25 protein-coding genes are annotated in these 25,499 nt (G+C 72.2%); 18 read left to right on the plus strand and 7 right to left on the minus strand.

Annotated features, from left to right (window positions below):
* Positions 1–12: 12 nt before the first annotated feature.
* Both NAF06_RS07695 and priS read right to left on the minus strand, forming a co-directional pair.
* Positions 13–1,161, minus strand: coding sequence for a DNA replication complex subunit Gins51 (locus tag NAF06_RS07695; protein ID WP_008584697.1), 1,149 nt, complete (start codon positions 1,159–1,161; stop codon positions 13–15).
* A 10-nt stretch (positions 1,162–1,171) separates the two neighbouring features.
* Positions 1,172–2,335: a DNA primase small subunit PriS gene (gene priS, locus NAF06_RS07700; RefSeq protein ID WP_008584695.1), complete on the minus strand. Its 1,164-nt coding sequence runs from the start codon at positions 2,333–2,335 to the stop codon at positions 1,172–1,174.
* A 520-nt stretch (positions 2,336–2,855) separates the two neighbouring features.
* On the opposite strand from priS, the gene NAF06_RS07705 reads away from it, so the two are divergent.
* From NAF06_RS07705 to NAF06_RS07730, 6 genes are all read left to right on the plus strand, one after another.
* Positions 2,856–3,080 (plus strand): hypothetical protein, encoded by a 225-nt coding sequence (locus tag NAF06_RS07705; RefSeq protein WP_008584693.1) that lies wholly within the window; start codon positions 2,856–2,858, stop codon positions 3,078–3,080.
* Between the two features lie 96 nt (positions 3,081–3,176).
* On the plus strand, positions 3,177–3,323 hold the full coding sequence (locus tag NAF06_RS07710; protein WP_006630283.1) for a hypothetical protein: 147 nt from the start codon (positions 3,177–3,179) through the stop codon (positions 3,321–3,323).
* A 423-nt stretch (positions 3,324–3,746) separates the two neighbouring features.
* Positions 3,747–4,022: a PadR family transcriptional regulator gene (locus NAF06_RS07715; protein WP_004597247.1), complete on the plus strand. Its 276-nt coding sequence runs from the start codon at positions 3,747–3,749 to the stop codon at positions 4,020–4,022.
* A 214-nt stretch (positions 4,023–4,236) separates the two neighbouring features.
* Positions 4,237–5,580: a Glu-tRNA(Gln) amidotransferase subunit GatD gene (gatD, locus tag NAF06_RS07720; protein ID WP_008584689.1), complete on the plus strand. Its 1,344-nt coding sequence runs from the start codon at positions 4,237–4,239 to the stop codon at positions 5,578–5,580.
* Complete coding sequence (locus NAF06_RS07725; RefSeq protein ID WP_008584687.1) at positions 5,577–6,659, plus strand: GNAT family N-acetyltransferase; 1,083 nt, start codon at positions 5,577–5,579, stop codon at positions 6,657–6,659. Before gatD ends, NAF06_RS07725 begins: the two co-directional genes overlap by 4 nt.
* The gene (locus tag NAF06_RS07730; protein ID WP_008584685.1) at positions 6,656–6,868 is read left to right on the plus strand and encodes a hypothetical protein; all 213 of its coding nucleotides are present in this window, start codon (positions 6,656–6,658) and stop codon (positions 6,866–6,868) included. The genes NAF06_RS07725 and NAF06_RS07730 overlap by 4 nt, the downstream gene beginning before the upstream one ends.
* 51 nt (positions 6,869–6,919) lie before the next feature.
* Here NAF06_RS07730 and NAF06_RS07735 read toward each other — a convergent pair whose 3' ends face one another.
* The gene (locus NAF06_RS07735; RefSeq protein WP_008584683.1) at positions 6,920–7,120 is read right to left on the minus strand and encodes a hypothetical protein; all 201 of its coding nucleotides are present in this window, start codon (positions 7,118–7,120) and stop codon (positions 6,920–6,922) included.
* Positions 7,121–7,228: 108 nt separating this feature from the next.
* Between NAF06_RS07735 and NAF06_RS07740 the strand changes: the two genes are divergently transcribed.
* Positions 7,229–8,506 carry a DUF6498-containing protein gene (locus NAF06_RS07740; RefSeq protein ID WP_008584681.1) on the plus strand — a complete coding sequence of 426 codons (1,278 nt, stop codon included), beginning with the start codon at positions 7,229–7,231 and terminating at the stop codon, positions 8,504–8,506.
* Positions 8,507–8,512: 6 nt separating this feature from the next.
* On the opposite strand, the gene NAF06_RS07745 is transcribed toward NAF06_RS07740, so the two are convergent.
* Positions 8,513–9,049 (minus strand): HPP family protein, encoded by a 537-nt coding sequence (locus tag NAF06_RS07745; protein ID WP_008584679.1) that lies wholly within the window; start codon positions 9,047–9,049, stop codon positions 8,513–8,515.
* A 131-nt stretch (positions 9,050–9,180) separates the two neighbouring features.
* Here NAF06_RS07745 and NAF06_RS07750 point away from each other — a divergent pair, with 131 nt between their 5' ends.
* Entirely contained in the window at positions 9,181–10,152 is a 972-nt protein-coding gene (locus NAF06_RS07750) for a prepilin peptidase (RefSeq protein ID WP_008584677.1), read from the plus strand.
* Between the two features lie 44 nt (positions 10,153–10,196).
* Here NAF06_RS07750 and dnaG read toward each other — a convergent pair whose 3' ends face one another.
* Positions 10,197–11,792 carry a DNA primase DnaG gene (dnaG, locus tag NAF06_RS07755; protein WP_008584675.1) on the minus strand — a complete coding sequence of 532 codons (1,596 nt, stop codon included), beginning with the start codon at positions 11,790–11,792 and terminating at the stop codon, positions 10,197–10,199.
* Between the two features lie 177 nt (positions 11,793–11,969).
* Here dnaG and NAF06_RS07760 point away from each other — a divergent pair, with 177 nt between their 5' ends.
* The 4 genes from NAF06_RS07760 (at position 11,970) to NAF06_RS07775 (ending at position 15,621) form a co-directional block, all read left to right on the plus strand.
* Positions 11,970–12,218 (plus strand): DUF3311 domain-containing protein, encoded by a 249-nt coding sequence (locus tag NAF06_RS07760; RefSeq protein WP_008584673.1) that lies wholly within the window; start codon positions 11,970–11,972, stop codon positions 12,216–12,218.
* On the plus strand, positions 12,215–13,699 hold the full coding sequence (locus NAF06_RS07765; protein WP_008584671.1) for a sodium:solute symporter family protein: 1,485 nt from the start codon (positions 12,215–12,217) through the stop codon (positions 13,697–13,699). Before NAF06_RS07760 ends, NAF06_RS07765 begins: the two co-directional genes overlap by 4 nt.
* Before the next feature lie 499 nt (positions 13,700–14,198).
* On the plus strand, positions 14,199–15,071 hold the full coding sequence (locus tag NAF06_RS07770) for a YqcI/YcgG family protein (protein ID WP_008584669.1): 873 nt from the start codon (positions 14,199–14,201) through the stop codon (positions 15,069–15,071).
* A complete protein-coding gene (locus tag NAF06_RS07775) occupies positions 15,064–15,621 on the plus strand; it encodes a cysteine hydrolase family protein (RefSeq protein WP_008584667.1) in 558 nt (185 codons plus the stop codon). The genes NAF06_RS07770 and NAF06_RS07775 overlap by 8 nt, the downstream gene beginning before the upstream one ends.
* A gap of 30 nt (positions 15,622–15,651) precedes the next feature.
* On the opposite strand, the gene NAF06_RS07780 is transcribed toward NAF06_RS07775, so the two are convergent.
* Positions 15,652–17,112: an MATE family efflux transporter gene (locus NAF06_RS07780; RefSeq protein WP_008584665.1), complete on the minus strand. Its 1,461-nt coding sequence runs from the start codon at positions 17,110–17,112 to the stop codon at positions 15,652–15,654.
* Between the two features lie 191 nt (positions 17,113–17,303).
* Here NAF06_RS07780 and NAF06_RS07785 point away from each other — a divergent pair, with 191 nt between their 5' ends.
* The gene (locus NAF06_RS07785) at positions 17,304–18,668 is read left to right on the plus strand and encodes a HEAT repeat domain-containing protein (RefSeq protein ID WP_049908812.1); all 1,365 of its coding nucleotides are present in this window, start codon (positions 17,304–17,306) and stop codon (positions 18,666–18,668) included.
* 111 nt (positions 18,669–18,779) lie between these two features.
* Positions 18,780–20,531, plus strand: a complete 1,752-nt coding sequence (locus tag NAF06_RS07790) for a phospholipase D-like domain-containing protein (protein ID WP_192813812.1) — start codon at positions 18,780–18,782, stop codon at positions 20,529–20,531.
* 39 nt (positions 20,532–20,570) lie between these two features.
* Here NAF06_RS07790 and han read toward each other — a convergent pair whose 3' ends face one another.
* The gene (gene han / locus NAF06_RS07795; RefSeq protein ID WP_008584657.1) at positions 20,571–22,517 is read right to left on the minus strand and encodes a Hef-associated nuclease; all 1,947 of its coding nucleotides are present in this window, start codon (positions 22,515–22,517) and stop codon (positions 20,571–20,573) included.
* Positions 22,518–22,634: 117 nt separating this feature from the next.
* Between han and NAF06_RS07800 the strand changes: the two genes are divergently transcribed.
* From NAF06_RS07800 to NAF06_RS07815, 4 genes are all read left to right on the plus strand, one after another.
* Positions 22,635–23,150: a Mov34/MPN/PAD-1 family protein gene (locus NAF06_RS07800; RefSeq protein ID WP_008584655.1), complete on the plus strand. Its 516-nt coding sequence runs from the start codon at positions 22,635–22,637 to the stop codon at positions 23,148–23,150.
* Complete coding sequence (locus NAF06_RS07805; protein WP_008584653.1) at positions 23,147–23,599, plus strand: FAD synthase family protein; 453 nt, start codon at positions 23,147–23,149, stop codon at positions 23,597–23,599. Before NAF06_RS07800 ends, NAF06_RS07805 begins: the two co-directional genes overlap by 4 nt.
* 164 nt (positions 23,600–23,763) lie before the next feature.
* Positions 23,764–25,167, plus strand: a complete 1,404-nt coding sequence (locus NAF06_RS07810; RefSeq protein WP_008584651.1) for a heme o synthase — start codon at positions 23,764–23,766, stop codon at positions 25,165–25,167.
* Between the two features lie 87 nt (positions 25,168–25,254).
* On the plus strand, positions 25,255–25,497 hold the full coding sequence (locus NAF06_RS07815) for a hypothetical protein (protein ID WP_008584648.1): 243 nt from the start codon (positions 25,255–25,257) through the stop codon (positions 25,495–25,497).
* Positions 25,498–25,499: the final 2 nt, after the last annotated feature.

Below are 25,499 nucleotides of genomic sequence, written 5' to 3' on the forward strand. Positions count from 1 at the left end.
TCCGTCGGTCGATCAGTCGACCCGCTCGGCGGCGTCGCGCTGGACGAGCGGGTCGGCGTTCTCGAGCGGGAGCGAGACCACGTCCTCGCTCGCGAGCTCGTACTCGCGCTCGTCGACGCCGAAGATGGCCCCGACGTCGCGGGTGATCCGGACGGTCGCTCGGTCCGTCGACTCCGCCGGGTCGGTCTCAGCGTCCGATCCCCCCGGACCGGTCTCGGCGTCCGATCCCCCCGGACCGGTCTCGGCGTCCGGCTCGCCGCCCGCGCGCGCGTCGGGAACCGCGCCGCCGTCTGTCGTCGCTCCCGGACCCGTCTCGCCGGCCGTGTCTTCGGTGGGGTCGGCGTCCGCGAGACCCTCCGTTCTGTCCGCCCTCTCGGTACCGTCGGCCTCACCGTCGACCCCGACGGCTCCCGGCGGGGCCGGATCGGGCGGAACGGGCGTCGTCCCGTCGCCGTCGCCGTCAGACCCGGCGGGCGGGGCCGCGTCGTGTGCGGTCGGTTCCGGTGACCCGTCGGTGGCCGGGTCCGCGTCGTCGCCGCCCATCGCGCCGGCGAGCGCGCCCGCGTCGGCGTCGGGGGACGGCGAGCCGGGTCGCTCCGCGTCGACCGGTTCCGCACCGGCGGGCTCCGGGTCGCCGGTCGACGGGGTCCCGTTCGTCTCGGGCGCTCGCTCCGTTCCGGCCGGCTCGCCGGCGACCGGGGACTCGTCCGGTGCGGGCGACCCGTCTCCCGCCGGCGAATCGTCCGGCGTCGTCGGCTCGTCGCCGACCGGAGACTCGCCGGCGAGGACGTCGAGCACCTCCGACTTGTTCGCGGTGATGCGCTCGACGAGGTCGTCGAACAGCCGGCGCTCCTCGGTCGTCATCCCCTCCTCGTCGACCGACATGTCCGCCGCGGCGAAGGAGGCGAGTTTGACGACCTTGCCGACCCGCCGCTCGTAGAGGGCCTCGGCGACCTCCTCGGCGGTCTCGACCTCGTCGGAGAGCCGCCGCACGTCGTCGTCCTCGAAGGGGTTCTCGACCTGCTCCGCGCGGCGGTCGCGCGCGGCGCGGAGGTCCGCGACGTACGCGCCCACGTCGTCGTAAAACGAGTCCCGCAGGTGCTGGAGGCTGTCCTTCCGGCGCTCCTTCGCCTGCGCGGACCGGAGTTCGTCGAGGTTCATTTGTCGTCCGTCATCGTTCGGGGGCTTTCCGTGCTTCGCCGCGGGCCATCAGGAACACGCCCGCGTACTCGGGCACGGTGACTGTGCCGGATTCAACTCTGACGCGCTCGCCGTTTAATTCTACCGTCCGATCCGCGTCGGCCTCGATCCGGATCTCGCGGCCGACGAACCGCTCCGGGACCGCGTCCCGGAGCGGCTCGAAGTCGGCGAGTTCGTCGCGGTCGAGCGGCGTGACGACCAGCCCGGATCCGCCGTGGAGCGTGCCCGGCAGCCGGATGAGCCGGCGGGTGTCGGTCGTCACCGGCTCGTCGATCGGCGCGGCATCCTCCGCGGCGACGCGCGCGGCGAGCGCGGAGACGAGCCGCCTGACGCCCGGGCCGCCGGCCTCGACGTTGCCCTCGCGGACCGCGGTCGGGTTCCGGTCGAACGCGCCGAGGATCGTCTCCGCGCCCTTCTCACCGATCCCGTCGAACTTCGTCAACTGCTCGCGGGCGGCCTCGTCGTCCTTCTCGCGGAGGTCGTCGGCGTACTCGATCAGGGCCTCGTGGACGCGCGCGCCCCACCCGCCCTCGGTGCGGAGGACGCGCTTCGTCGTGCCGCGCTCGGAGACGGTGTGGATCAGGCCGTCGGTGTCGAGGTCGATGGCGCGCACGTAGTCGACGACCTCGCGGCGCGCGTCGCTGTCCAACTCCCGAACGCTCTCGTCCCGGACGTGGACGTGATACCCCCGCCCGCCCGAGAAGACGACGGTCACGTCATCGAACGCGAAGTCGTCGTCGATGAAATCGAGCAGTCGCAGGAGGGCGTCCTTACACTCGGCCAGCATCTCGGGATAGCTCGTCGTCTCCGGGTCGACGCCGGGGAGGTGGTCGGCGTCCAGGTCGAAGACGAGGTCGGCGTTCCGCCACCCCTTCTGGCCCATCGTCGCCGCGCCGGGGTCGTCGTAGCGCGCGGCCGAGAAGTAGGCGTGCCGCGGCGCGTTGTCCGCGAAGAACGTGTCGACGTCGCCCAGATCGAAGAGCGACTGGTGGCGGACCATCGTCGTCCCCGACCCCGGGGTCCACGGGATGTGGCCCCACTCGCGGAGGTTCGCGTCGGGCGGGAGCGACAGCGAGACCGACCGGTAGTAGTCGCCGAAGCGACCCCGGAGATACTCGCGGGTCCGGTCGTCCATCTCTCCGCTCCTACCCGCGGTCGACGTATCAACGTTACCGTTCGTCGGCACGGGCGGGAACCCCGAACCGCACTCAGGGAGTGGATGGTAGTAGTGATCACGCGTGCGGTGGCGCGTGCCGACGAGCGCCCGACAGGGCGCGAGTCGCACGCGCGAGGGAGTCGACCGGTCGGAGCGAAGCGGAGACCGGTGGACGAGGCTGGGGAGGTGTGAGGCGCGGTGCTGTGCGGGGCGGGACTCGAAGGGGCAGCCGCGAGGACGAAGCACGGCGAAGTAAGCACTGGAAGGAGCGAGCAGCGCGAGCAACTGAAGCGCGCAGCAAGTCGCGCGAGGCCTCGCGGCTGGGGCTTCGGAGTGTTCGTGTCGATCAGCGATCCGTAAGGAACCACACCACCGTACGGGTGAGCGGCTGAGGTCCCGGACCGTTCCCGCCGGTAACGGCGCGTCTCGGATCAGCCTACCCCGACCACCGGCACGCTTTTTTCGGTGGGAACTGTCGACGCCCACGTTCTCACCCTCCATGCTCGACGAGATACTCGACGTGATCGTCGGCGAGATCGCCAAGGTCGTCCCCGACGTCGTGTGGGGAGCCGTCTTCCTAATTTTCGGCGTCCTGACGACGGCGGTCGGCGTGGCGACGGTGCTCGGCGTGGCGACGCTCGACGCCTCGGCGCTGCTCGGCGGCGTCCTGACCGTCGTCGGCGTGTCGCTCGTCGTCGGCGTGCTGGTCGCGTGGTATCGGTAGACCGACTCCGTCGGGACGACGCCCGTCGGGACGACGCTCGGCGTCCGCGGCGCTTCCGGCCACAACACTATCCGCCCGGCGGCCTTCCCACCGTCTATGCGCTCCGAAGAGGAGATCCGAGAGCAGTACGAGTTCCTCCGCGAACAGCTGGACGACGAGGAGATGAACCACCGCGGCGTCGAGGAGCTGTTCACCCACTACAAGCGCGCGCTCGGCTGGGTGTTAGAAGAGGAACACATGTGAGCGACGTACGACACGTTTATCAATCTCTACGGTGTACGTTCAGGTGACGCTTCGTCTGGAGGGCCGAAGCGTCAGCGGGGACCAATCGGCAGGTCCGACGCGGCTTTTTTCCGCGTCGGGCGTGCCTTCTTCCGACAACTCGACCGGCTAGCGCCGACTTCGTCTCGCTCCTGCCAGACCCGAGGAGTCGCGACGCCGCTCGGGACCGTCTCGGTTCGTGTGCGGTCGCCGTCGGTTCGCACCACGTATCAGACCGGGAAAACGACGTTCGACCGCGAATCCGCCGTCCGCCGCCGCCGACGGTTGCGGATCTGACACGACGAACGTGTCCGTTACGGGGAGGTAAGGCCGGGCGTCCGGTCGTACGAAGACTGATATAACGGTATATTTATTTATTTTCGACAGGTATACATTGGCAGTTGTATGTACGACCTCACAGGTTTTCAGCGCGACCTGCTCTACGTGATCGCGGGGCTCGACGAGCCGCACGGGCTGGCGATCAAAGAGGAGCTCGAAGAGTACTACGAGAAGGAGATCCATCACGGCCGCCTCTACCCGAACCTCGACACGCTCGTCGAGAAGGGACTCGTCGAGAAGGGCCAGCGCGACCGCCGCACCAACTACTACACGCTGACGCGCCGCGGCCGCCGCGAGATCGAGGCGCGCACCGACTGGGAAGCCGAGTACATCGAGCACTGACCCGACCGCCCGCGACTCCCGCGGTCGACCGATAACCGTCGGCTCCGTCGAGCCGTTCTCTCTCTTTTCGTCTCCGTCGAGCCGTTCCCGATCACCGGATCGCTTCCGACCGCCCACCGGTCCGCTCGCTCGGTCCCGAGCCGCGGCGCTCCGAACCGCCCGGCGCGCGCCGCGAACGGTTGGATTCAAGTCCGCCCCGGCGGAACCCGGTCGTATGCAACCGGGAGATCGCGTCCGCGTCGAGCGCGGGGGCGTCACCAACGAGGGCGTACTGCTCCCCTCCACGACGCGCGACCACCTCGTCGTCAAGCTCGACGGGGGCTACAACGTCGGGATCGACCGCGACGCGGCCGACGTCGAGGTGTTGGAGTCCGCCGTCCGCGAGGTCGACCCCGCGGCCGAGACCGACGACGGCGACGCCACCTCGGCGATCACCTTCGACGACGACCTGCCCACCGTCTCGCTCATCTCCACCGGGGGGACGATCGCCTCCACCGTGGACTACCGGACGGGGGCGGTCACCGCGCAGTTCGACGCCGAGGACGTCCTCCGGGCCGTCCCGGAGCTCGCCGGGCGCGCGAACTACCGCGGTCGGGTCGTCGCGAACATCCTCTCGGAGAACATGGAACCGTCCATCTGGCGGGAGCTGGCCGCGGCCGTCCGCGAGGAGATCGAGGCGGGGGCCGACGGCGTCGTCGTGATGCACGGCACGGACACGATGCAGTACTCCGCGTCCGCGCTCTCCTTCATGCTCGACTCGCCGGTCCCGGTCGTGTTCACCGGGAGCCAGCGCTCCGCGGACCGCCCCTCCTCCGACAACGTGATGAACGCGGTGTGCGCCGTCGAGGCCGCGAAGGCCGACCACGCCGAGACGCTGGTGTGTATGCACGCGTCCCCCTCCGACGACGCCTGCGCGCTCCACCGCGGCACGCGCGTCCGCAAGAACCACACCTCGCGCCGGGACGCCTTCGAGACGGTCGGTGCCGCCCCGCTCGGGCTGATCGACTACGAGGCCGCCGCGGCGGCGGGGAGCGAGGGCGACGCGGCCGACGCCGCGATCGAGTGGCACCGCGAGCCCCTCCCGCGCGGCGAGACCGGGACCGGTCCCGCCGGCGGTGATTCCGACGCGGCCGCAGCCTCCGGGGGCGACGGCGTCGCGGTCGCCCCCGACCTCGACGGCGACGTGGAGCTCGTTAAGTTCACGCCTGGGATGGACCCGGCGGCGTGGGACTACCTCGACGAGAAGGACGGCGTCGTGATCGAGGGGACCGGACTCGGCCACGTCCACACCGACCTCATCCCGCGGATCGAGGAGCTGGTCGAGGGCGGGACCGTCGTCGCGATGACGAGCCAGTGTCTCTCGGGCCGCGTCTGCGACCGCGTGTACGACACCGGCCGCGACCTGCTCGACGCGGGCGTCGTTGAGGCCGGCGACACCCTCCCCGGCACCGCGAAGGTGAAGCTGATGTGGGCGCTCGCGAACGTCTCGGACCCCGCCGAGGCGATGGGGCGGGACCTCGCGGGCGAGTTGACCGAGGAGTCTCAGCCCTGGCGATGACGGGATCGGAGGACGGGTCGGCGTCCGGCTCCGATCCGGGTCCCGACCTCGTCGTCCGCGAGGCGCGCCCGGCCGACGCCGACGCGGTCGCGGCGTTCACCCGGGACACGTGGGGCGAGCGCCACGAGGACTACATCCCGCGGGTGTTCCCCGACTGGGCCGCGTCGGACGACCCGGACCGCGGGACGTTCGTCGCGACGCTGCCGCCCGCGGCCGCCGAGGCCGGCGACCTCGACGGGCGGGAAACGGGCGACACGCACGTCGAGGGCGACGGGACGGGGGCCGCCGACGCGGGCGACCCGGAGGCCGTCGTCGGCTGTATTCAGGCCGTCTCGCTCTCCGAGTGGGAGGCGTGGGGGCAGGGGATCCGCGTCGACCCCGCCGCGCGCGGCCACGGCGTCGGCACCGCGCTCTCCGAGACCGCGCTCGACTGGTCGCGCGACCGCGGCGCGACCGTCTGCCGCAACATGGTCTTCTCGTGGAACATCATGGGGCTCGGGCAGTCGCGGGCGGTCGGCTTCGAGCCGGAGACCGAGTTCCGGTTCGCGGAGCCGGACCCCGATCCGGACGCGGTCGGTGACGGCGCGGTCGCCGCCGACGCGGCCGGACTCGGCATCCTCGCCGACCCCGACCCGAACGCGGCGTGGGCGTTCTGGAGCGACAGCGACGCCCGCGACCGCCTGCGCGGGCTGGCGCTCGACCCCGACGAGTCGTGGGCCTACTCGGCGCTCACGCGCGAGCGGCTGGCGACCGCGGCCGCCGAGGACCGACTGCTCGGCGTCGTCGACGCGGACGGGTTCGCCGGCTTCGCGGTCCGGACGCGCGTGACGGAGCGCGAGGTCGACGGCGAGACCGTTCGGACCGCGACGTACGGCGCGGCCGCGTGGCGCGACGCCGACGCGGCGGGGGCGCTGTACGACGCGATTTCCGCCGACGCCGGAGCGGCCGAGGCCGACAACGCCCGCGTGCTGATCCCCGAGACGGTCGAACACGTGAGCGACACCGGGGCGAACCGCGTCCCGGTCGCGGCCGAACCGGACTTCGTGATGTGCGCCGACCTCACCGGCGGGGAGCCATGACCCTCTTCGGGGTCTCCCTCCCGTGGTCGCTCCCGCTCACGCTCGTGATCTACGGGGTCGTCGTCGCCGCCGCGGTGTGGATCTACCGCGACGCGAGGGCGCGCGGCAGCCGCTACGCGGTCGTCTGGGGGCTCTCGACGCTCGTGTTCACGATCGTTCCGGTGCTCGCGTACCTGTACCTCCACCACGACGCCGGCCCGGCGCGCTGACGGGCGCGACGGTTCCGGTCCGGGGCCCGCACGGCCATCCGTCGCCGCCGATCAGCCGAACGCGTACGCGGCCAGTCCGAGACCGACGATCCCGACGCCGACCCCGCCGACGCCGGCGAGCGCGAGGTACGCGCCGAGCCACGCGCTCCCGACGTACTGGACCGCGACCGCGGCGACGGCGAGGGCGATCACGACGGCCCCGAGGAGGACGGCGGGGACCGCGGCCCGCGCGAGGAGGGACTCACCCGCCATGTCCGCGCGTCGCCCCGGGAGCGACGAGTGTTTTTCGCCCGTCGGGAGAGTCCCTCACCGTCGCCGCTCCCGAGGCGCTTATGTCCCGCGACCCGGAACGACCGATGGATGCCCTCCCTCGGTCCGTTCGCCCGGCTTCGAGTCCTCGCCCGCGGCCGTCGCCCCCGAGCGCTCTCGGTCGGGGTCGCGAACCTGTTCCCGCTCGTCGGCGTCGTCACGCTCGGCTGGAACGCGGCCGCGTTGATGACCCTCTACTGGTTCGAACTCGGGATCGCCTCCGGCTGGGCCGTCGTCCGCGCGCTGTTCGCCGGCCGGCCGTCCGAGATCGAACGCGAGGTGCTGATCTCCGGGCCGCTCGCGCAGCGCCGGGTCGGGCTGTCGATCCCGTGGACCGGCGTTGAAGTCCGACTCTCCTCGCTGCTCGTCCTCCCGATCGCGGTGCCGCTACTCGCGGCCGTCTGGCTGGTCGTCGGGACGGTCACCGTCGGGGTGACGGCGGACGGCGGGCTGGGACAGGAGGCGCTCGACACGGTGACGCTCGCGATCCTCGCCGTCTTCGTCGGCGAGGGGGTGACGACCTTCGTCGAGTACTTCGGTCGCGGCGAGCACCGCGATCACAGCGCCCAGACTGCGATCCGAGGGGTATTCGCCCGCGGCGCAGCGATATTCTTCGGTGCGCTGTTTACCGTCACCGTCGTCGCCGTGACGACGCTGGAGAGCGACACGCCGATCTCGGCGCTCGACCCCTCCGCGGTCGGACTCCCCCTCCTGCTTGGGATCGTCGCGGTGAAAGCCGCGTTCGACCTCGGGGGGCTGTACGCCGACCGACTGGCGGCCTTCGACGAGTCGCAGGCGCTCGATCTGGGGTTCTCGTACGACCCGCCTCCGCGGGAGCCGGTCGACGGGTCGCTCGCGGGACCGATCGAGACGGTCCGCCAGCCCCGTCGCGCCCGGGTCGCCGGAGTGCTGACGACGCCCCTCAGTCATCCGGGGCTGTGGTACGTCGGCGGGATTTCCGCGCTCGTCGCCTTCCTGCTCGCCCTCGCCGGCAACCCGGCGGCCGCCGCGGCCCTCGCCGCGGCGGCCGTCGCGCTCCCCCTCTCCCTCGCCGCGCTCGACCACGAGTTCCGGCACGGACTCGTCGAGTACCGCGCCGGCGACGGCGCGCTGGTCGCGCGCGACCGGCTGTTCGGCGTGCCGCTGTGGCGCGTTGAGGCGTGGGAGGAGACCGGCCTTCGGGTGGAACGCCGGTGGTTCTCTCGGCGGCTCGACACGGAGACCGTCGTGATCGAACTCCGTGACGACGAGTACCGGATCCCGGGCCTCGCGGAGCCCGAGCCGGTCCTCGACGTCTTCGACAGGCGGCCGGACCGGCCGGACGAGTGACCCGGGCTACCCCGCCCCGCCCCCGGCGTCGTCGCGCCCGTACAGCGGGTGCGCGTCCCCGACGAGCCGCTTGAACACGAGGATGACGGCGGCGTGGAAGGCGACGAGGACCGTCACGCTCGCGACGATGATCGCCACCTCGGACGGGGTCGAGAGGAGGCCGAGCGAGACGATGAGCGTCGTCGCGCACGCCGGCGGGTGGACGGTCCCGGTCGCGATCATCGCCCAGCTGGTCGCCACGAGCGAGACGACCGCGCTCGCGGTCAGTCGGAACCCCTCGGGGGAGAACGCGGGCGGCGTGGCGGTGAGCGCCGCGCCGTCCGCGACGACCGTCCACGCGGCCAGCCCGGCGAGCCCGCCGATCAGGTGACTGCCGACCACGCGGACGGCGCGCTCCCGCTCGCTCCGCCGGTCGAACGCGAGGACGAACGCGGACGGCCCGAGGCTCGGGAAGACGAACGGCTGGCCGGTCGCCCACGCGACGAGGCCGAGGACGGTGAACAGCAGGCCGGCGTACAGGCTCGTCCCGAGGCGGCGGCGCATTGCGACCCGGTCGGCGGTCGACCCACAAAGCCCCGGCGGATCCGGGAGCGGTGCGCCGGAGATCGCGGAGCGGTATCGATCGCGATAGCCGAACCCGAACGCCTAATTGGGCCGGTGTCCCCCGTGGGGACATGTTCGCGACGCTGCCGGACCTCCTCCGACTGCTCGTCGTCCCCGCCTTCGCGTGGGCGGCGATCCGGGACGTCCGGACCCGACGCCTCCCGAACCGACTGTGGCCGCCGCTGTACCTGTTCGGCGCGCTCCTCCTGATCTGGGAGGCCGCCGCCCTGTGGCCGTTCGCGGGGTTCGACGGACGGATATTCCTCGTTCGGGCCGCGGTCAGCCTGCTGTTCGTCGCGCCGCTCGGCTACGCCTTCTGGTACCTCGGCGCGTTCGGCGGTGCCGACGCCAAGGCGATGATCGCGCTCGCGGTGATCTTCCCGACCTTCCCGGCCTACGAGGTTGGGAACCTCCTCTTCCCGCTCGTCGACACCGACCTCGGCGTGTTCTCGCTGACGATCCTCACGAACACGGTGTTGATCGGGCTCGCCTACCCGGTCGGTCTCGCCGCGCTCAACCTTGTCCGCGGCGAGGTCTCGAAGAACATGTTCTTCGCGCGCCCGGTCGCGACCGAGTCGCTGCCCGACAGACACGGACGGCTGTTCGAGGACCCGGACGGCCCGACGCGGGGCGGACTCGACCTCGACGCCCTCCGGATGTACCTCCGCTGGCGCGGCCTCACGCTGGCGGACCTGCGGGCCGACCCGGACGGGCTCCGCGACCCCGACTCGGTCGGCGAGACGTTCGACCCGACCGACGGCGGGACCCACGTCGGCCCGCGGACCGACGGGGGCCGCGCGGTCGACGACGCGGTCGTGGACGACCCGTGGGCCGCCGAGCGCTTCCTCGACGACATCGATCACGGCGCGTACGGCACGGACGCCGCGACGCTCCGCGACGGACTGGAGGTCGTCGCCGTCGCGGACCGCGTGTCGGTATCGCCCGGCATGCCGTTCGTCGTCCCGATGGCGATCGGGCTCGTCGTCTCGCTGACGTACGGCGACGCGCTGTTCGCGGTGCTCGGCGCGGTCGGTCTCGTCTGAACCCCGACTCCGAGAAAAATTCGTTCTCCCGGCGGCGACTCGTCTCAGCCCTCGGCCCAGACGTCGGCGGCGGCGAGGACGCGCGTCCCCGCCGGTCGCTTCACGAACTCCCCGAGGTCGCGGCCGATCAGGTCGTCGACGCCCCGCTGGGCCGCAACGTCGAGCAGGCGCTGGTCGACGGTCCCGTCGACGACGACGGCGTGCGGCGCGGTGTCGGCGGCGTCGAGCGCGTCGAACGCGTCGGCGGCGTCGACCTCGTCGAGGCGGTCGAACTCCGGGCCGAGAAAGCGCGCGCGCCCGGTCTCGCCCTCGACGACCTCCCGGACGTGGCCCCCGATCGACCGCGGTTCGTCAGCGGTCTCGGCGTCCTCGTCGGCCTCGCCGGGTCCGTCCGCCTCGTCCGTCTCCGTGTCCCCGACCGATTCGGCGTCCGTGTTCCCGGTCGGTTCCACGTCCGGTTCGTCAGTCGATTTCGGGTCCGGTTCGTCGGTCGGCCCCGCACCGAGGTCGTCGTCCGTCACCGAGCCTGACTCGACGTCGGTCCCAGCGCCGCCGCCGGTTCCGGGGCCCGCGGCCGTAGATTCCGCGGGTTCGTCGCCGGACTCGGTCGGTTCCTCGTCGGAGGCGTCCGGTTCCTCTCCCGATTCGGTCGGTTCGTCAGCCCGGTCGACGCCCGAGGATTCGGACGGTTCGGGCGACTCGGGCGACGGACCGCCCGCGTCGTCCGTCGGGGAGTCGCTCGGCACCGCGCCGCCGTCGCCGACGCGCGCGACCGATCCGGGGTCGTCGCCGTCGGCGGGCGACTCGTCGCTCGCGGCCGCCCGGAGGTCGGCGGCGTCCGCGAGGCTCGCGTACGGGACCTTTCCGCGGAGCGCCTCGAAGACGGCGTCGCGGCCGAGGTCCTCGACGGACTCGCCGGGCGGCGCGAACGCGACGTAGTCCACCTCGCCGACCTGCGCGAGCTCGCGGAGGATGAGCTCCCCCCCGCGGTCGCCGTCGAGGAAGGCGGTGACGGTGCGGTCTGCGGTCAGGTCGGCGACCGCCTCGGGGACGTTCGTCCCCTCGACCGCGACGGCGTTCTTGACGCCGCAGCCGAGCAGCGTCAGCACGTCCGCGCGCCCCTCGACGACGATGACGGCGTCGGAGTCGCCGACCCGCGGTCCGGCGGGGAGCCCCTCGTAGTCGACGATGCCCTCGACGCGGGCGGCGTCGCGGACCTCCTCTAACACGTCGCTGCTCGCGAGGCTCGTCTCCTCGAAGCCGCCGGCGACCAGCTCCTTGGCGCGCTCGACGACCTCGCGGCGCTTCGCCGCCCGCACGTCCTCGATGCTCGTCACCTCCACGGAGGCGTGACAGGGACCGATGCGATCGATCGTCTCCAACGCGGCCGCTAAGATGGCGGTCTCGACCTTGTCCAGGCTGGAGGCGACGGTGACCTCGCCGAACGACTGCCCGTTCTCCGACTCGACGGCGACGTCGATCCGGCCGACGCGCGAGGACTCCTGGAGGTCCCGGAGGTCCAGCTCGTCGCCGAGCAGCCCCTCCGTCTGGCCGAACACCGCCCCGACGACGTCGCTCCGCTCGACGACGCCGTCGGCCGCGATGGTGGCGTGTATCAGGTATTTTTCTGTGTCTTTCATGGTGTGTGAATAGTGATATCGGGCGGGAGAAGCCGCCCGCCTTACGTTTCGTCCGTCGCGGAAAATAGCTATCGCCACGCCCCTCCGTCGGCGACTATTGAAGAAAATTTCTCTCCGATTCGCCCTTTCGAACCTATCCGATAGTGACTAATGTCTACGGAAGTAGGTTCATCGTACATGACGCGCTCACGGAGTGATCTCGTGTGGATACCGACGTTCGCGACGCTCGTGGCGTTCGCGGTGCCGTGGCCCCTCTGGGGCGTCGACCGCGTCGTCGCGGGCCTGCCGGTGTGGATCTGGTGGCACGTGGCGTGGCTGGGGCTGTGTGCGACCCTCTTCTCGCTGTTCGTCCGGAGCGGCGCGTGGGAGCGGGGAATGGGACGAGAGGGGGCCGCGGCGGCGGAGCGCGGGGGTGGCGGCCGATGACGCTCGGGCTCTCGCTCGGCGTCGTCGTCGGCTACCTCGTCGTCGCGCTCGCGCTCGGCCTGATCGCGTACCGCGTCTCGGAGACGACCGCCGAGGACTACTACCTCGCGAGCCGGTCGATCGGGACGCTCGTGCTGCTTTTCACGACGTTCGCCACCCTGCTGTCGGCGTTCACCTTCTTCGGCGGCCCGAACCTCGCGTACGCCGCCGGGCCGGAGTGGCTGGTCGTGATGGGGACGCTAGACGGCGTCCTGTTCGCCGTGCTGTGGTACGTCATCGGCTACAAGCAGTGGCTGATCGGCTCCCGCAACGGCTACGTGACGCTGGGCGAGATGCTCGGCGACCGGTTCGGCTCCACCGGGCTGCGCGCGTTGGTCGCGGGCGTGAGCCTCCTGTGGCTGTTCCCGTACGTGATGCTCCAGCAGATGGGGGCCGGCGAGGCGCTCGTGGGGCTCACAGACGGCGTCGTCCCCTACTGGGGCGGCGCGGCGCTCATCACGGCGTTCATGATCCTCTACGTCACCGTCGCGGGGCTCCGCGGCGTGGCGTGGACGGACACGCTTCAGGGACTGTTCATGCTCTCTATCGTCTGGGTCGCCGCGGCGTGGGTCCTCTCCGCGGTCGGCGGCGTCGGGGCCGCGACCGGCGCAATGTTAGAGGCCCGCCCCGAGTTCGGGAGCTTCGGCGGCGGGACGTACACCCCCGGGTTCATCATTTCGACGGCGATCACCATCGCGTTCGGGGTGACGATGTTCCCGCAGATCAACCAGCGATTCTTCGTCGCGAAGTCGGCCGCGACGCTGAAGCGGTCGTTCGCGCTGTGGCCCGTGCTGGTCCTCCTCCTCTTCCTCCCCGCGTTCATGCTCGGCGCGTGGGCGGCCGGGATGCCGATCGAGGTCCCCGAGGGCGCGAACGTGCTGCCGGTCGTGCTGAACGAGTACGCGCCGGCGTGGTTCGCCGCCCTGGTGATCGCGGGCGCGATGGCCGCGATGATGTCCTCGTCGGACTCGATGCTGTTGTCGGGGTCGTCGTACTTCACCCGCGACCTCTACCGCCCGCTCGTCGACGCGGACGCCTCCGAGCGGCGCGAGGCGTGGATCGCGCGGATCGGCGTGGCGGCGTTCGCGACGCTGGCGTTCGTCGCGAGCCTGTTCCGCCCGGGGACGCTGATCGAGGTCGGCGACACCGCCTTCTCCGGGTTCGCGCTGCTCGCGCTCCCCGTGATCTGCGCGCTCTACTGGCCGCGGACGACGCGCACGGGGATGGTCGCCGGGATCGCGGTCCCGCAGGCGGCGTACCTGCTCGTGGTGTTGTCGTCGGTCCTGCCGCTCGTCCCGACGCTGCCGCGGACCGTCTTCGGCGGGTGGGACGTCGCGCTCGGACTGATGGTGTTGTCCGGCGCGCTGACGGTGGGCGTCTCGCTCGTGACTGCGCCGACCGCCGACGGCGACGCCTCGCGGTTCGCGGTGGTAAGCGATTAGCTGAAGCCAGGTCCTGACCGGCGCGCTGCCGAGTCGCGGTTGGCGTCTCGTGGTCGACGGAGCGGTAGCGACCACATTCGAATCCCCGGCCGGTTGTTTATGAATAGCTGAGTTCAAATCGGCGGTGAACACCTCCAAAGCCCCAGTCGCGAGGAGCCCGTACGCTCGCTGCGCTCCTCGCTCAGTCACTACGTTCCCTCGCTGTGGTGCTTGACGTCGCCTACGGGCTCCTCGCGACTGCCCCTTTGAGTCCCACCCCACCCCGCACCGCACCCCACCCCGCACCGCACAGCACCGCGCCTCACGCCTCCCCCAGCCTCGCCGCTCACGCCCTGCGGGCGTTCGCGGCGTCCCTCGCACGCGCTCCTCGCGGCCGCCCTCGGCGGCCGCTCGAAGGCGCGCGCCACCGAAACGGTCAGGTGGAAATAACGCCGCGGAACCGGTCCCACCGCGTCGGACTCGCCGAAAGCCAAAAGCCGATCTGTCCCCGACGATAGGTATGAACGAGCCCGGTACCGAGGGCGTGCTGCTGGATCAGGAGACGCTCCGCGGTCGGCTCGACGACGCTCCCGAGTGGCTCCGAGAGCACTACCGCACCTTCCGGGAGTCGATGCTCGGCGAGCGCGACGGGTCGCCGTTCCCCTGCTACTTCGGCATCGAGGTCGAGCGCGAGGGGGACCTCCTGTACGCCGCCTGCGAGTCGACGACGGACCCCGCCGCCCTCCTGCGGCTGCGGGACGTCCTCCTCGAATACCTCGACACCTACGAGGACCACGCCGACCGCGCGCCGCTCGCGGTGTTCTTCCGGCCGCCCGCGGGCGACCGCGGCGAGGCGCACTACCACGAGCGGCTCTGGCACGTCCTGGAGTTCCTCCACGTCCACGACCCCGAGCCGTGGCCCGACGACATCCCGACGGACCCGGACACCCCGCGCTGGGAGTTCTGCTTCGGCGGCGAGCCGCTGTTCCCGACCTCTCGCGCCCCGTTCTACGACGACCGGAAGAGCCGGTACTCGCCGGTCGGACTGGAGATCACCTTCCAGCCGCGGGCGGTCTTCGAGGGGCTCACGGCCGACACGGAGGCGGGCGAGCGCGCCCGCGAGACCATCCGCGACCGCATGGGCGAGTACGACGGCGTCTGCCCCCACGCCGACCTCGGCGACTGGGGAGCCGAGGGCGACCGCGAGTGGAAGCAGTACCTGTTCCGCGAGGACGACGACGCCGGCCCGGACGCGTGCCCGCTGTCGCCGACCCGCGACCACCCGAAGGCCCCCGAGCCCCTGCTCGAACCCGGCGCGTGGCGGCGGTTCGCGAGCGACGCCGACGCGGGCGACCGCGACGCCTCCCCCACCGCGGGGCTCGGCGATGACTGACCCCGACGACGCGGTCCTCCTCCTCGTCGACTTCCAGACCGGCTTCGACGAGCCGGGGTGGGGCGAGCGCAACAACCCCGACGCTGAGGCGGTCGCGGCCGCGCTCCTCGACCGCTGGCGCGAGGCGGGCCGGCCCGTCGCGCACGTCCGCCACGCCTCGACCGAGCCGGACTCGCCGCTGCGGCCGGACGCCCCCGGCCTCGCGTGGAAGCCCGAGACGACCCCCGTCGACGGCGAGCCGACCTTCGAGAAGACGGTCAACGGGGCGTTCCTCGACTCCGGGCTCGACGAGTGGCTCCGCGAGGCGGGTCACGAGTCGCTCGTCGTCTGCGGGCTGACCACCGACCACTGCGTCTCGACCACGACGCGGGAGGCGGAGAACCGCGGCTACGACGTTCGAGTCGTCGCCGACGCGACCGCGACGCACGCCCGCGAAGCGCCCGACGGCGAGCGGATCGACCCGGAGACCTCCCACCGCGTCGCGCTCGCGCACCTGAACGGCGAGTTCGCGGCGGTCGTCGAGAGCGACGACCTGCTCGGGGAGCGCTGACCGCGACCGCACCGCCGAGGGCGACCGCGCTCAGTCGTCTGCCGCCCCCGACCCCGCCCCGCCGCTCGCGCGTTCGGCCGCGTTCGCGAACATCCCGCGCCGGGTCGTGTACAGGAAGTAGCCGCCGAGTCCGACGAAGCCGAGGACGTTCGAGGCGGCGACCGCCCAGAAGACGGCCTCGACGCCCCACCCCAGTCCGGGGGTCACGGTGACGCCGAGCGCGCCGAACGTCGTCGCGACCGGCACCGCCGCGACCGCGATCGGGAACCGGATCGCCCAGTACTTGATCAGGTCGGCGACGAAGGCGGTGCGGGTTCTGGACGCGCCGTTGAACCCGGCCAGCAGGGTGTACGTCCCGCCGAGCGCCCAGTAGGAGGCCCCGAGGATCCGGAGGTACGTCACCGCGAGGTCGCGCCCGGTCGCCGTGAGGTCGGGCGCGAGGAGGTCCGCGATCCCGCCGGCGAACAGGAACTGGAGGGCACCGAGCGCGAGGAACCCGGCGACGACCATCCCGGTGCCGACGGTGGTCGTCCGTCGGGCGCGCCGGGGGGCGTTAGCACCGAGGTTCTGGCCGACCATCGACTGGGCGGCCTGCTGCATTCCGAGCGCCGGGACGATCGCGAGCGTCGCGACCCGCGCGCCGACCGTGTACGCCGCGACGCCCGCCGCGCCGCCGGCGATCGCGACGAGCCCGACGACGAACACCCGGACCACCTCGCTCACGCCGCGCTGGCCGCCCAGCGGGGCCCCCACGGTAACCACCTCGCGGACGAGCGCGGGATCGAACGCGAACGCCTCGCGGGTGAGCCGGAAGGTGTCGCGGCCGATCCCGGCCGCGTACCCGAGGATCCACAGGAGCCCGGCGACGCTCGCGAGGACGGTGCCGAGCGCGGCCCCAGCGACGCCGAGCTCCGGGGCGGGGCCGACCCCGAAGATGAGGACCGGCGCGGCGACGAGGTTGACGAGGACGCTGGCGAGGCTCACGTGGAACACCGCGCGGGTGTCCCCGTACGCGGTGAAACAGTTCTCGACGGTGTCGCCGACGGCCCCGATCGGGAGGACCGCGATCACGAGCGCGAGATACGTCGCTGTCGTGCCGGCAAGCGCGGGGTCGACCCCGAGCAGCGCCACCAGTTCCTCCGCGTAGACGACCGCCGGGATCGCGACCGCCGCCGTGACCGCGAACGCGACGAGCGCGCCGCTGCCCGCGACGCGGCGCGCGCCCGTCGCGTCGTCGTTCCCGGCGCGCTGCGAGACGAGGATCTGCGTGCCGACCGCGCCGATCACGACCGTCGCGCCGAGCAGCGACTGGACCGGGAGGCTGAGGCCCACCGCGGCGACCGCGTCCTCGCCGACCCGCCCGAGCCAGAACGTGTCGATCAGCGCGTTCGCGACGTACACGACGTTCTGTGCGACGAGCGGCGCGGCGAGCACGAGCAGCACGCGCCCGACCGGACCGTCGGTGATCGCCTCCTGGTCGACGTCCAACATCGAATCGTTCCGGTATTAGCAGGTGATAATAAAAGTGTGATGGTCGTGAACACGACCCTCTGATCCGGCGTCGGCCGTCGGTTCGGCGCGGAGTCGACCGCCGGCTCCCGCGCTCGTTCGACCCTCCCGCGCGGCCGCCAGTCGGCGCGAAGGGAAACCTCTTAATGGACTACGCGCGGAATTCGTGGTATATGAGCAACGGCGACGACGACCCGGCCGACGCCTCCGAGGGGGCCGACGCCGCGGACGACGGCGGGGAGGCCGGCGAGTCGACGGAGACGGCCGCCCCGACGCTCCCCGAAGACCCGACCGAGGAGTCCCTGACCGAGTACCTCGACGAGATCGCGGACCGGCTCGACGCCGCCGAGACGGAGGCGGACCTCGACGACGTCGAGGCGCTGCTGGACGACGCGGAGACCGGCATCGAGGAGGCGGACCTGCCCGAGCCGGACGAGGACGACGAGGACGCCGACGATCCCCGATCCGACCTCGAAGACCGCGTCGCGGAGCTCCGCGACGGCGTCGAAGACGCCCGCGGCCCCTACGGCGAGGACGTCGTCGAGGCGATCGAGGCCGCCGTCGGCACGGTCGAGGACACCGAGTGGACCGAGGACGGCCGCGACGACGTCGCGGCCGCGGTCGCGTCGTTCGTCGACGCGGCCGCCGAGACGGTCGACGCCGGTCCCGACGGCGACGAGATCGGGGACCTCGTCGCGGCGCTCGACGCCGTCGCCGAGGCGGTCGCCGACGCCGACCTCGACGCGGACGACGACGCCGACGACATCGCCGCGCTGCTGGAGGCGACCGACGGGCTGGAGGCCGACCTCGACGAAGCCGAGGAGTGGGACGATCTGGAGACCCACGAGCAGCTCCGCGCGCAGGGCTACTACGACGTGCTGGGCCACTACAAGGACTACCCGGTCGAGTGGGCCGCGCTGAAGGAGCACGAGGCGCAGGGGAACGTCGACATGATCCTGCTCGCGCTCGACTCGCTGGGGTCCGAGTTCATGGAGCGCCACTGTCTGGAGGCGTTCGAGCGCATGGGCAAGCGCGGCAAGACCGAGGCGTCCGTCGAAGAGATACTCGGCCGCGCCGAGAAGCGCGACCGCCCCGCGATCCGGATCCTCGGGAAGATGGCGGCCGCGGAGGCGACCGACACCCTCGTCGAGTACGTCGAGGAGGACTCGAACCCGCAGCTCCAGAAGGCCGTGTTCAAGGCGCTCGGCGAAATCGGCGCGACGGAGGCCGTCCAGCCGCTCGCGAACCGGCTCGACCCCGACGGCGACACCGAGGACCTGGTCCGCCCGCACGCCGCCCGCGCGCTCGGGCTGATCGGCGACACACGCGCCGTCAAGCCGCTCGCCGACGCGCTCGAAGCGCACCCGTCCGACGACGTCCGCGCGGCCGCCGGCTGGGCGCTCCGCCAGATCGGCACCCGCGAGGCGCTCGAAGCGGCCGCCGAGTACGCCGACGAGCACTCCTTCATCGTCTCGACCGAGGGCGAGAAGGCGCGCGACGCGCTCGACGAGGAGCCCGAGCCCGCCGCGACGGCCTGACGCGGCCTCGCCCTGACTCGGTCTCGCCCTGACTCGGTCTCGCCCCGACTCGACCGCGAGCGCCCGTCCCGACCGCGAACCCTTTTCCCGGATACCGCCGCCACGTCCTCCGTGCCGCTCAGCCGCCCGAGCCGCGTGTCCCGCCTCGCGGCGCTCGTCCTGCTCGTCGCCGCGGCGAGCGTCGGCTGTCCCCTGTCGGCGGCGGCCGCTCCCCCGGGGGCGGAGCCGACGCCGGCCGCCTCGCCCGCTGAGATCGAGTCGACGCCGACCAACGCCTCTGACGACGTCCGCGAGCCCCGGATCGTCGAACTGTACCCGAACCCGACGACCGAGGAGAACCGCGGCGAGTACCTCGTCGTCGCCCTCCCGGAACCGGGGAACTGGTCGCTCTCCGACGGCCACCACGACGCTCGGGTCCCGGCGAACGCGACCGGGAGGGTGGTGCTGTCGACCGCGCCGAACCGGACCGCGTCGATCCGCGACGGCTTCCGACGCGACGCCGAGTCAGCGGGTCCGGACGCGACCGGGACGGCCTCGACGGAGGTCCGCCGCCTCACCGACCACTTCCCGCTGTCGGCGTCGGGCGACCGGATCGAACTCCGGCGGAACGGGACCGCGGTCGACGCCGTCGCCTACAACCGCGCCCGGGAGGGGTACCGCTGGCGCGCCGCGTGGGGCGAGTGGCGGCCGCGGGGGTACGAGCCCCGCTCGGCGAAGCCGGTCCGGGACGCGGCCGTGACTCCCTTCGTGCTCCCGGACAGCCCCGCCGTCCCGGTCGAACCGCTCCGGGCCGCCGAGGACCGCCTGTTCGTCGCCGGCTACACCCTGACCTCGGAGCGGGTCGCCGACGCGCTCGTCGCGGCCGCCGAGCGCGGGGTCCGCGTCCGCGTCCTGCTCGAAGGGTCACCGGTGGGCGGCTTCCCCGCCCGGAGCGCGCGGCTGCTCGACCGACTGACGGCCGCCGGCGTCAAGGTCCGGATCCTCGACGGCGAGGTCGAGCGGTTTCGGTTCCACCACCCGAAGTACGCGGTCGCGGACGACGACGCCGTCGTGCTCACGGAGAACTGGAAGCGGTCCGGCACCGGCGGTCGGAGCAACCGCGGCTGGGGGGTCCGCGTGGAGGGCGACGTCGGCGGCGGAAACGGGACCGACGCGGGGCGGAACGCGACCGTCGCGGACGAGTTGGCAGCGCTGTTCGCCGCCGACTTCGGGGCGCGCGACGCTCGCTCGTGGCCCGAGTTCCGCGCCGAAACCGAGTTCCACGGAAGCGGGCGCGCGAACGGCTCGTACCCGACCCGGTTCGACGCGCCGCCCGCGCCCGCGACGGCCGACGTGACCGTGCTGACCGCGCCCGGCAACGCGGCCGACCGGATCGTCGCCCGGATCGACGCCGCCGACGAGCGGGTGCTCGCACTCGCGCCGCGCGTCGGCGGTCCCGACGACCGGATCGTCCGCGCGCTCCGGCGCGCCGCGGACCGCGGCGTCGACGTTCACCTGCTGCTGTCCGACGCGTGGTACGACCGGGAGGCGAACCGGAACCTCTCGGAGTCCCTCGTGGACGAGCCGATCGCGGTCGACCTCGCGGCCGGGCGCGGCCGCTACGAGAAGGTCCACGCGAAGGGGCTCGTCGTCGACGACGCCGCGGTCGTCGGCAGCCTCAACTGGAACCCGAGCGCGGAGACGACCAACCGGGAGGTGCTGCTGGCGATCGAGGACGAGTCGGTGGCGGAGTTCTACGCCCGGGCGTACGCGGCCGACTGGCGGGGCGGCGGCGTCCACCTCCCGCTCGGGCTCCTCGCGGTGTTCGGCGTCGCGCTCGCGGGTTCCGTGGCCGTCGCTCGGCGGCGGATCGCGTTCGGGTGAAGCGGGACCGAGAGCGGAGCGGGACCGGAGTCGTCGCGGTCAGTCGTCGAGCGCGATGGTCGAGGAGAGCGCCTCGTCGATCTCGGCGTCCGCCATCTTCGCGACGAGCGCCTCGATCACCTCGCTCCGGCGGCCCTTCACGAACTTGATCGAGCCGACGACGAGGTGGCCGCCGCCGGAGACGCCGGCCTCGGGCAGCTCCTCGTTCAGCTCGGTCACCATGTTCGGGATGTCGAGGCGGACCCCGTCCGAGCGCAGGACGGAGAAGTCCGGCCCGTAGCCGATGGTGATCACGGGGTCGCCCGTCTCCTTCACCTTGCGATCGTGGAGCTCGCCGGTCGTCTTCCCCGGCGCGGGGTAGGTGAACCGGTGGGCGTACTCGTCCAAGTCGATCCGGTAGAGGTGCGCGCCGGAGGCGAGCCGCTCGTGTTCGACGTGGTCGTCGACGGCGTCGAGCTGGCGTTCGACGTCGCGCTCGGCGCGGTCCGAGAGGAACGCCACGAGCTCCTCGTGGCGCTGTTCGTCGTCGCAGCCGACGTTGAGCGCGTCGTTGACCAGCGTCTTCCCCTCGGAGTAGCGGAGCCAGTGGGCGGCGTAGTCGAGCGCCTCGCCGATGTCGAGGAGGTCGGACTCCTCGTAGCCCGCCTCCTCGGCGAGCGCGACGTAGTCGTCCATCGCCTCCGCCTTCGAGCGGTCGGAGAGCCCGGCGACCGCCGGGACGTGCTCCAGCTCCCCGGTGATCGACGGGTCGATGAGCCGCGCGAGCTCGACGCACATCATCCCCGTGGTGACCCGGTAGTCCTCGTCGTGGAGGTAGGGGTTGACGTGGGCGTCGAGCAGCGGCTCGACCGCCTCGGGGTCGGGGTGGTGGTGGTCGACGGCCGCGATGGGGATGTCGTAGTGCGCGAGGTTCTCGTACGCGGGGACGTCCTCCTCGGTAGACCCGTTGTCTAACATTAGGAGGAAGGGGAGCTTCTGGCCGTGGCGGGCGCGCCCCTCCAAGGCGAAGTTGAGGTCGCGGGTGACGTCCTCCATCTCGTAGTAGGGGGCCTTGCTCGGGAGCCGCTTGAACAGGTGCCGGGCCGCGTCGGGGTCCCCGTGGACCTCCTCGACGAAGTTCTCCAGAGCGAGCTGGACGGGGATCGCGGCGCACATCCCGTCGCCGTCGGCGTGGTGGCGGACGCGGATCGGGCGGCCGGCGAGCACGGTCCGGCGGAGGAGTCGGGCCAGCTCGCGGAGGTCGTCGTGGATCGGCTCGAACGCCTCCCACTCGACGAGCGGGTCGAGGTCGGCCGGCTCGGCCCGCTCGTCGAGGGCCGCCTCGTAGCGCTCGCGGGCCTCGGCGGCGCGCTCGTCGGGGAGCGGTTTCAGCGAGTCGACCTCAAGCTGGAGGGCGTTCTCGCGGGTCTCGACCGTGCCGCTGACGTGGACCACGTCGCCGACCTCGACCTCGGGGTACGCCCGGACGCCGGCGGACTCGAAGGCGGCACAGGAGAGGACGCCCGAGGCGTCAGCGACGGCGAATATCGTCGGGCCGCCCGTCTGTTTCGCCTGGACGACCTCGCCCTCGACGGTGACCTCGTCGCCCGGGGCGAGCCCGCGGACCCGCGAGACGGTCGGCTCGTGGGCGACGGTCTCGGTGCGGTAGTCGTCGGGGGCGACGTCGTCGAACGCCACGTCGCCGTTCTCCTTCACCTCGGTGAGCCGGACGACCAGTCGGTCGCCGACCGCGTAGTCGCCGTCGAGGTTCGACTCGTGGACGAGGCCGCTCACGGCGTCGGAGAGGTCGACGAAGACGCCGTAGTCGACGACGCCGTTGACCTCGGCGTGGTACAACGCGTCGACCTCGGCGTCTTCGAGGGTACAGTCCGGGGCCAGATCGTAGACGGTCGGCCGGTCGTCGGCCGCCCCCTCCGCCGCGTCGGCGTCGGGTTCGAGGCTCGAATCGCCTCGCGTGCCGGAACCTCCGGCGGTGTTTTCGCTCATAGACATCTTTCGGGAACGGCCGGTGTTAAGCCTGTTCTCTCGCCGCTCGGGGCGGTACGCCGCCGCCGAGTCCCGCGGTCCGGAACCCCTATGAGGCGACGGCGACTTGTCTCGCACATGCGACTGTTCCGCTCGGACGAGCTCCTCGGGATCGCCCGAGAGACCTTAGACTTCGTCCTCGAGGCGAGCGAGGAGACGCACCCCAACGAGTACATGGGGTTCCTCCGCGCGGACGACGCCCGGAAGCTGGACCTCGACCGGGAGGGGAAGGTGATAACCGACGTGCTCGTCATCCCCGGGACGGAGTCGAGCCCGACGAGCGCCAGCGTCCGCAGCCACATGAAGCCGAACGACATGCGCGCCGTCGGCTCGGTCCACTCGCACCCGAACGGCGCGCTGCGTCCGAGCGACGCCGACCTCGCCACCTTCGCGCAGGGGGAGGTCCACATCATCGTCGGCGCGCCCTACGGGTGGGGCGACTGGAAGGCGTTCGACAACGAGGGGAACCAGACCACCCTCGACGTGCTCGACGTGGAGGTGCCCGACGAGCACTTCTTCGATTTCACGCAGGAGGACATCGACCGCGAGCTCGCTGACCGCGACGACGGCGGCTTCCTCTCGTGGTTCCGATGACCCGGGTCGTCGCGCAGGGGACCTTCGACCTGCTCCACCCCGGCCACGTCCACTACCTGGAGGACGCCGCGGCCCACGGCGACGAGCTCCACGCCATCGTCGCCCGCCGCACCAACGTCACGCACAAGCCCGCGCCGGTGCTGTGCGCCCGCCAGCGGCGCGACATGGTCGAGGCGCTCGACGCGGTCGACGAGGCGCACCTCGGCGACCCGGAGGACGTGTTCGTCCCCATCGAGCGGCTCGACCCGGACGTGATCGTCTTGGGGTTCGACCAGCACCACGACGAGGCCGACATCGCGGGCGCGCTCGCGGACCGTGGCATCGACTGCCGCGTCGAGCGCGCGTCGGGCCGCGAGCCGAAGTACGAGGACGAACTGCTCTCAAGCGGCGACATCGTCGACCGGATCCTCCGGGAGCGGGGCGACGGCGCGGACGCGACGCCCTCGTAGTCCGGCGCACCCTCGTGGCCGGCCGCGCCCTCGTAGTCCGGCGTCGGGTCGGACGCCACGGGCGGTCGGCCGCCGGCGAGCGACCCGGATCGACCGTTCCGAGCGGGTCCGGTACGGGAGCCGAAACGCGGCATCTAAATGGACTGACCCCCAAATCGAGGTGAGTGAACATCCCCGACAGATTCCCCGCGGTGCTGGCCGCGGCCGCGATGGGCGTGTACCTGCTCGTCGTCGTCGGCGCGACCACCTCCCTCACGGAGGCGGCGACCGCCTGCGGCGGCTGGCCCGCCTGCGGGAACGGTGCCGCCCTCCCGGCGTCGACCGAGGGGTGGATCGCGCTCGGCCACCGCGTCCTCGCGGTCGCCGTCGGCCTCCTCGTCGCCCTCTCCGCCGCGCTCGCGTGGCGGGACGGCGCTGACCGCCGGGTCAGAGCGGCGCTCCTCGCCGCGCTCGTCGTCTACCCCGCCCAGGCGGGGGTCGGCGCGCTCGTCGCGCTCGGCGACCTCCCGGCCCCGCTCGCCTCGGCGCACCTCCTGCTCGGGGTCGGCATCTTCGGTGCCGTCCTCGCCGCACTCGCCTGGTGGCTGGAGGACGAGACCGGCGAGCCGGGCGACGCGCCCGACGACTTCGAGCCCGGCACCGACGACCTCCCGCCGATCGAGGAGGCCCCCGAGCCGGAGATCCCGTCCGCGACGGTTCCGAGGCTGAAAGCCACCGCCTCCGCGTACTTCCGGCTGATGAAGCCGCGCCTGATGTGGCTGCTCTGCCTCGTCGCCGCGGCGGCGATGGCGCTCGCGGGCGGCTCGGGCTTCACGGCCCGGGTCGTGGCGGCGACGCTCGCCGGCGGGGCGCTCTCGATCGGCGCGTCCGGGACGTTCAACCACGTCCTCGAACGCGACGTGGACAAGCGGATGCAGCGGACCAGCGACCGCCCGCTCGCGACCGACCTCGTGCCGGTCTCGCACGCGCTCGCGTTCGGCGGACTCCTCACGCTCGTCTCGCTCGGGCTGTTCTGGACCGTGAACCCGCTGACGGCCGCGCTCGGGCTGGTCGCGATCGTGTTTTACAGCGTCGTCTACACGCTCATCCTGAAACCCAACACGGTGCAAAACACCGTCATCGGCGGCGCGGCCGGGGCGCTGCCGGCCCTCATCGGCTGGGCCGCGGTCGCCGGCGAGGTCGGCGGCGGCGGGCTGCTGCTCGCCGCGGTGATCTTCCTCTGGACGCCCGCCCACTTCTACAACCTCGCGTTGGCGTACAAGGACGACTACGAGCGCGGCGGCTTCCCGATGATGCCCGTCGTCCGCGGCGAGACCGCGACGCGCCGCCACATCCTCTGGTACCTCGGCGCGACGCTGATCGCCGCGGTGGCGCTCGCCGCGGCCGCCGACCCGCTCGGCGCGCTGTACGCCGTCGTCGGCGTCGCCGTCGGGGCCGTCTTCCTCTGGACGGTCGTCCGGCTCCACTACGAGCAGACCGAAGGCGCGGCGTTCCGCGCGTTTCACGCCTCGAACGCCTACCTCGGACTGCTGCTGTTCGCGGTCGTGTTCGACGCGCTGGTGGTCTGAATGCGACCGCCCTCCCGACCGGTCTCGACGCGAACGCGGCGCACAGTTTGATTTAAATACGCCTTCGCTAATGCGTCTTGTAGTCAGATGAGTGATCAGTTCCTCAGCGACGGACGGCTGCTGTGGCCGGTGTGGAGCCTCGGGGCCCTCCTTTCGGCTTCCCTCGTCGCGGAAGGGACACTCCTCGCGTTCGGAGTCGTCACCGCGCCGGACGGGTACTGGACCGGGGCGGTCTCCTCCGTCGTGAGTCTCGGGGGCGTGGGATACGCCCTCCATCGCCTCCCGAAATCGGATCTCTCCGTCGACCGGTACTCCCGGATCGGCCACTAGTG

It is taken from the genome of Halorubrum hochsteinianum (assembly GCF_023702125.1).
In the GTDB taxonomy this organism is placed as follows: Archaea; Halobacteriota; Halobacteria; order Halobacteriales; family Haloferacaceae; genus Halorubrum; species Halorubrum hochsteinianum.

What these genes read in the sequence shown, in the direction of transcription:
- NAF06_RS07800 (WP_008584655.1), top strand. Translation starts at nt 22,635, where the DNA reads ATGCGACTGTTCCGCTCGGACGAGCTCCTCGGGATCGCCCGAGAGACC.
- NAF06_RS07770 (WP_008584669.1), top strand. Translation starts at nt 14,199, where the DNA reads ATGAACGAGCCCGGTACCGAGGGCGTGCTGCTGGATCAGGAGACGCTC.
- gatD (WP_008584689.1), top strand. Translation starts at nt 4,237, where the DNA reads ATGCAACCGGGAGATCGCGTCCGCGTCGAGCGCGGGGGCGTCACCAAC.
- NAF06_RS07730 (WP_008584685.1), top strand. Translation starts at nt 6,656, where the DNA reads ATGACCCTCTTCGGGGTCTCCCTCCCGTGGTCGCTCCCGCTCACGCTC.
- NAF06_RS07775 (WP_008584667.1), top strand. Translation starts at nt 15,064, where the DNA reads ATGACTGACCCCGACGACGCGGTCCTCCTCCTCGTCGACTTCCAGACC.
- NAF06_RS07705 (WP_008584693.1), top strand. Translation starts at nt 2,856, where the DNA reads ATGCTCGACGAGATACTCGACGTGATCGTCGGCGAGATCGCCAAGGTC.
- NAF06_RS07745 (WP_008584679.1), bottom strand. Translation starts at nt 9,049, where the DNA reads ATGCGCCGCCGCCTCGGGACGAGCCTGTACGCCGGCCTGCTGTTCACC.
- NAF06_RS07695 (WP_008584697.1), bottom strand. Translation starts at nt 1,161, where the DNA reads ATGAACCTCGACGAACTCCGGTCCGCGCAGGCGAAGGAGCGCCGGAAG.
- priS (WP_008584695.1), bottom strand. Translation starts at nt 2,335, where the DNA reads ATGGACGACCGGACCCGCGAGTATCTCCGGGGTCGCTTCGGCGACTAC.
- NAF06_RS07715 (WP_004597247.1), top strand. Translation starts at nt 3,747, where the DNA reads ATGTACGACCTCACAGGTTTTCAGCGCGACCTGCTCTACGTGATCGCG.
- NAF06_RS07780 (WP_008584665.1), bottom strand. Translation starts at nt 17,112, where the DNA reads ATGTTGGACGTCGACCAGGAGGCGATCACCGACGGTCCGGTCGGGCGC.
- NAF06_RS07805 (WP_008584653.1), top strand. Translation starts at nt 23,147, where the DNA reads ATGACCCGGGTCGTCGCGCAGGGGACCTTCGACCTGCTCCACCCCGGC.
- NAF06_RS07765 (WP_008584671.1), top strand. Translation starts at nt 12,215, where the DNA reads ATGACGCTCGGGCTCTCGCTCGGCGTCGTCGTCGGCTACCTCGTCGTC.
- NAF06_RS07785 (WP_049908812.1), top strand. Translation starts at nt 17,304, where the DNA reads ATGAGCAACGGCGACGACGACCCGGCCGACGCCTCCGAGGGGGCCGAC.
- NAF06_RS07735 (WP_008584683.1), bottom strand. Translation starts at nt 7,120, where the DNA reads ATGGCGGGTGAGTCCCTCCTCGCGCGGGCCGCGGTCCCCGCCGTCCTC.
- NAF06_RS07815 (WP_008584648.1), top strand. Translation starts at nt 25,255, where the DNA reads ATGAGTGATCAGTTCCTCAGCGACGGACGGCTGCTGTGGCCGGTGTGG.
- NAF06_RS07750 (WP_008584677.1), top strand. Translation starts at nt 9,181, where the DNA reads ATGTTCGCGACGCTGCCGGACCTCCTCCGACTGCTCGTCGTCCCCGCC.
- NAF06_RS07725 (WP_008584687.1), top strand. Translation starts at nt 5,577, where the DNA reads ATGACGGGATCGGAGGACGGGTCGGCGTCCGGCTCCGATCCGGGTCCC.
- NAF06_RS07740 (WP_008584681.1), top strand. Translation starts at nt 7,229, where the DNA reads ATGCCCTCCCTCGGTCCGTTCGCCCGGCTTCGAGTCCTCGCCCGCGGC.
- NAF06_RS07710 (WP_006630283.1), top strand. Translation starts at nt 3,177, where the DNA reads ATGCGCTCCGAAGAGGAGATCCGAGAGCAGTACGAGTTCCTCCGCGAA.
- NAF06_RS07760 (WP_008584673.1), top strand. Translation starts at nt 11,970, where the DNA reads ATGACGCGCTCACGGAGTGATCTCGTGTGGATACCGACGTTCGCGACG.
- dnaG (WP_008584675.1), bottom strand. Translation starts at nt 11,792, where the DNA reads ATGAAAGACACAGAAAAATACCTGATACACGCCACCATCGCGGCCGAC.
- han (WP_008584657.1), bottom strand. Translation starts at nt 22,517, where the DNA reads ATGAGCGAAAACACCGCCGGAGGTTCCGGCACGCGAGGCGATTCGAGC.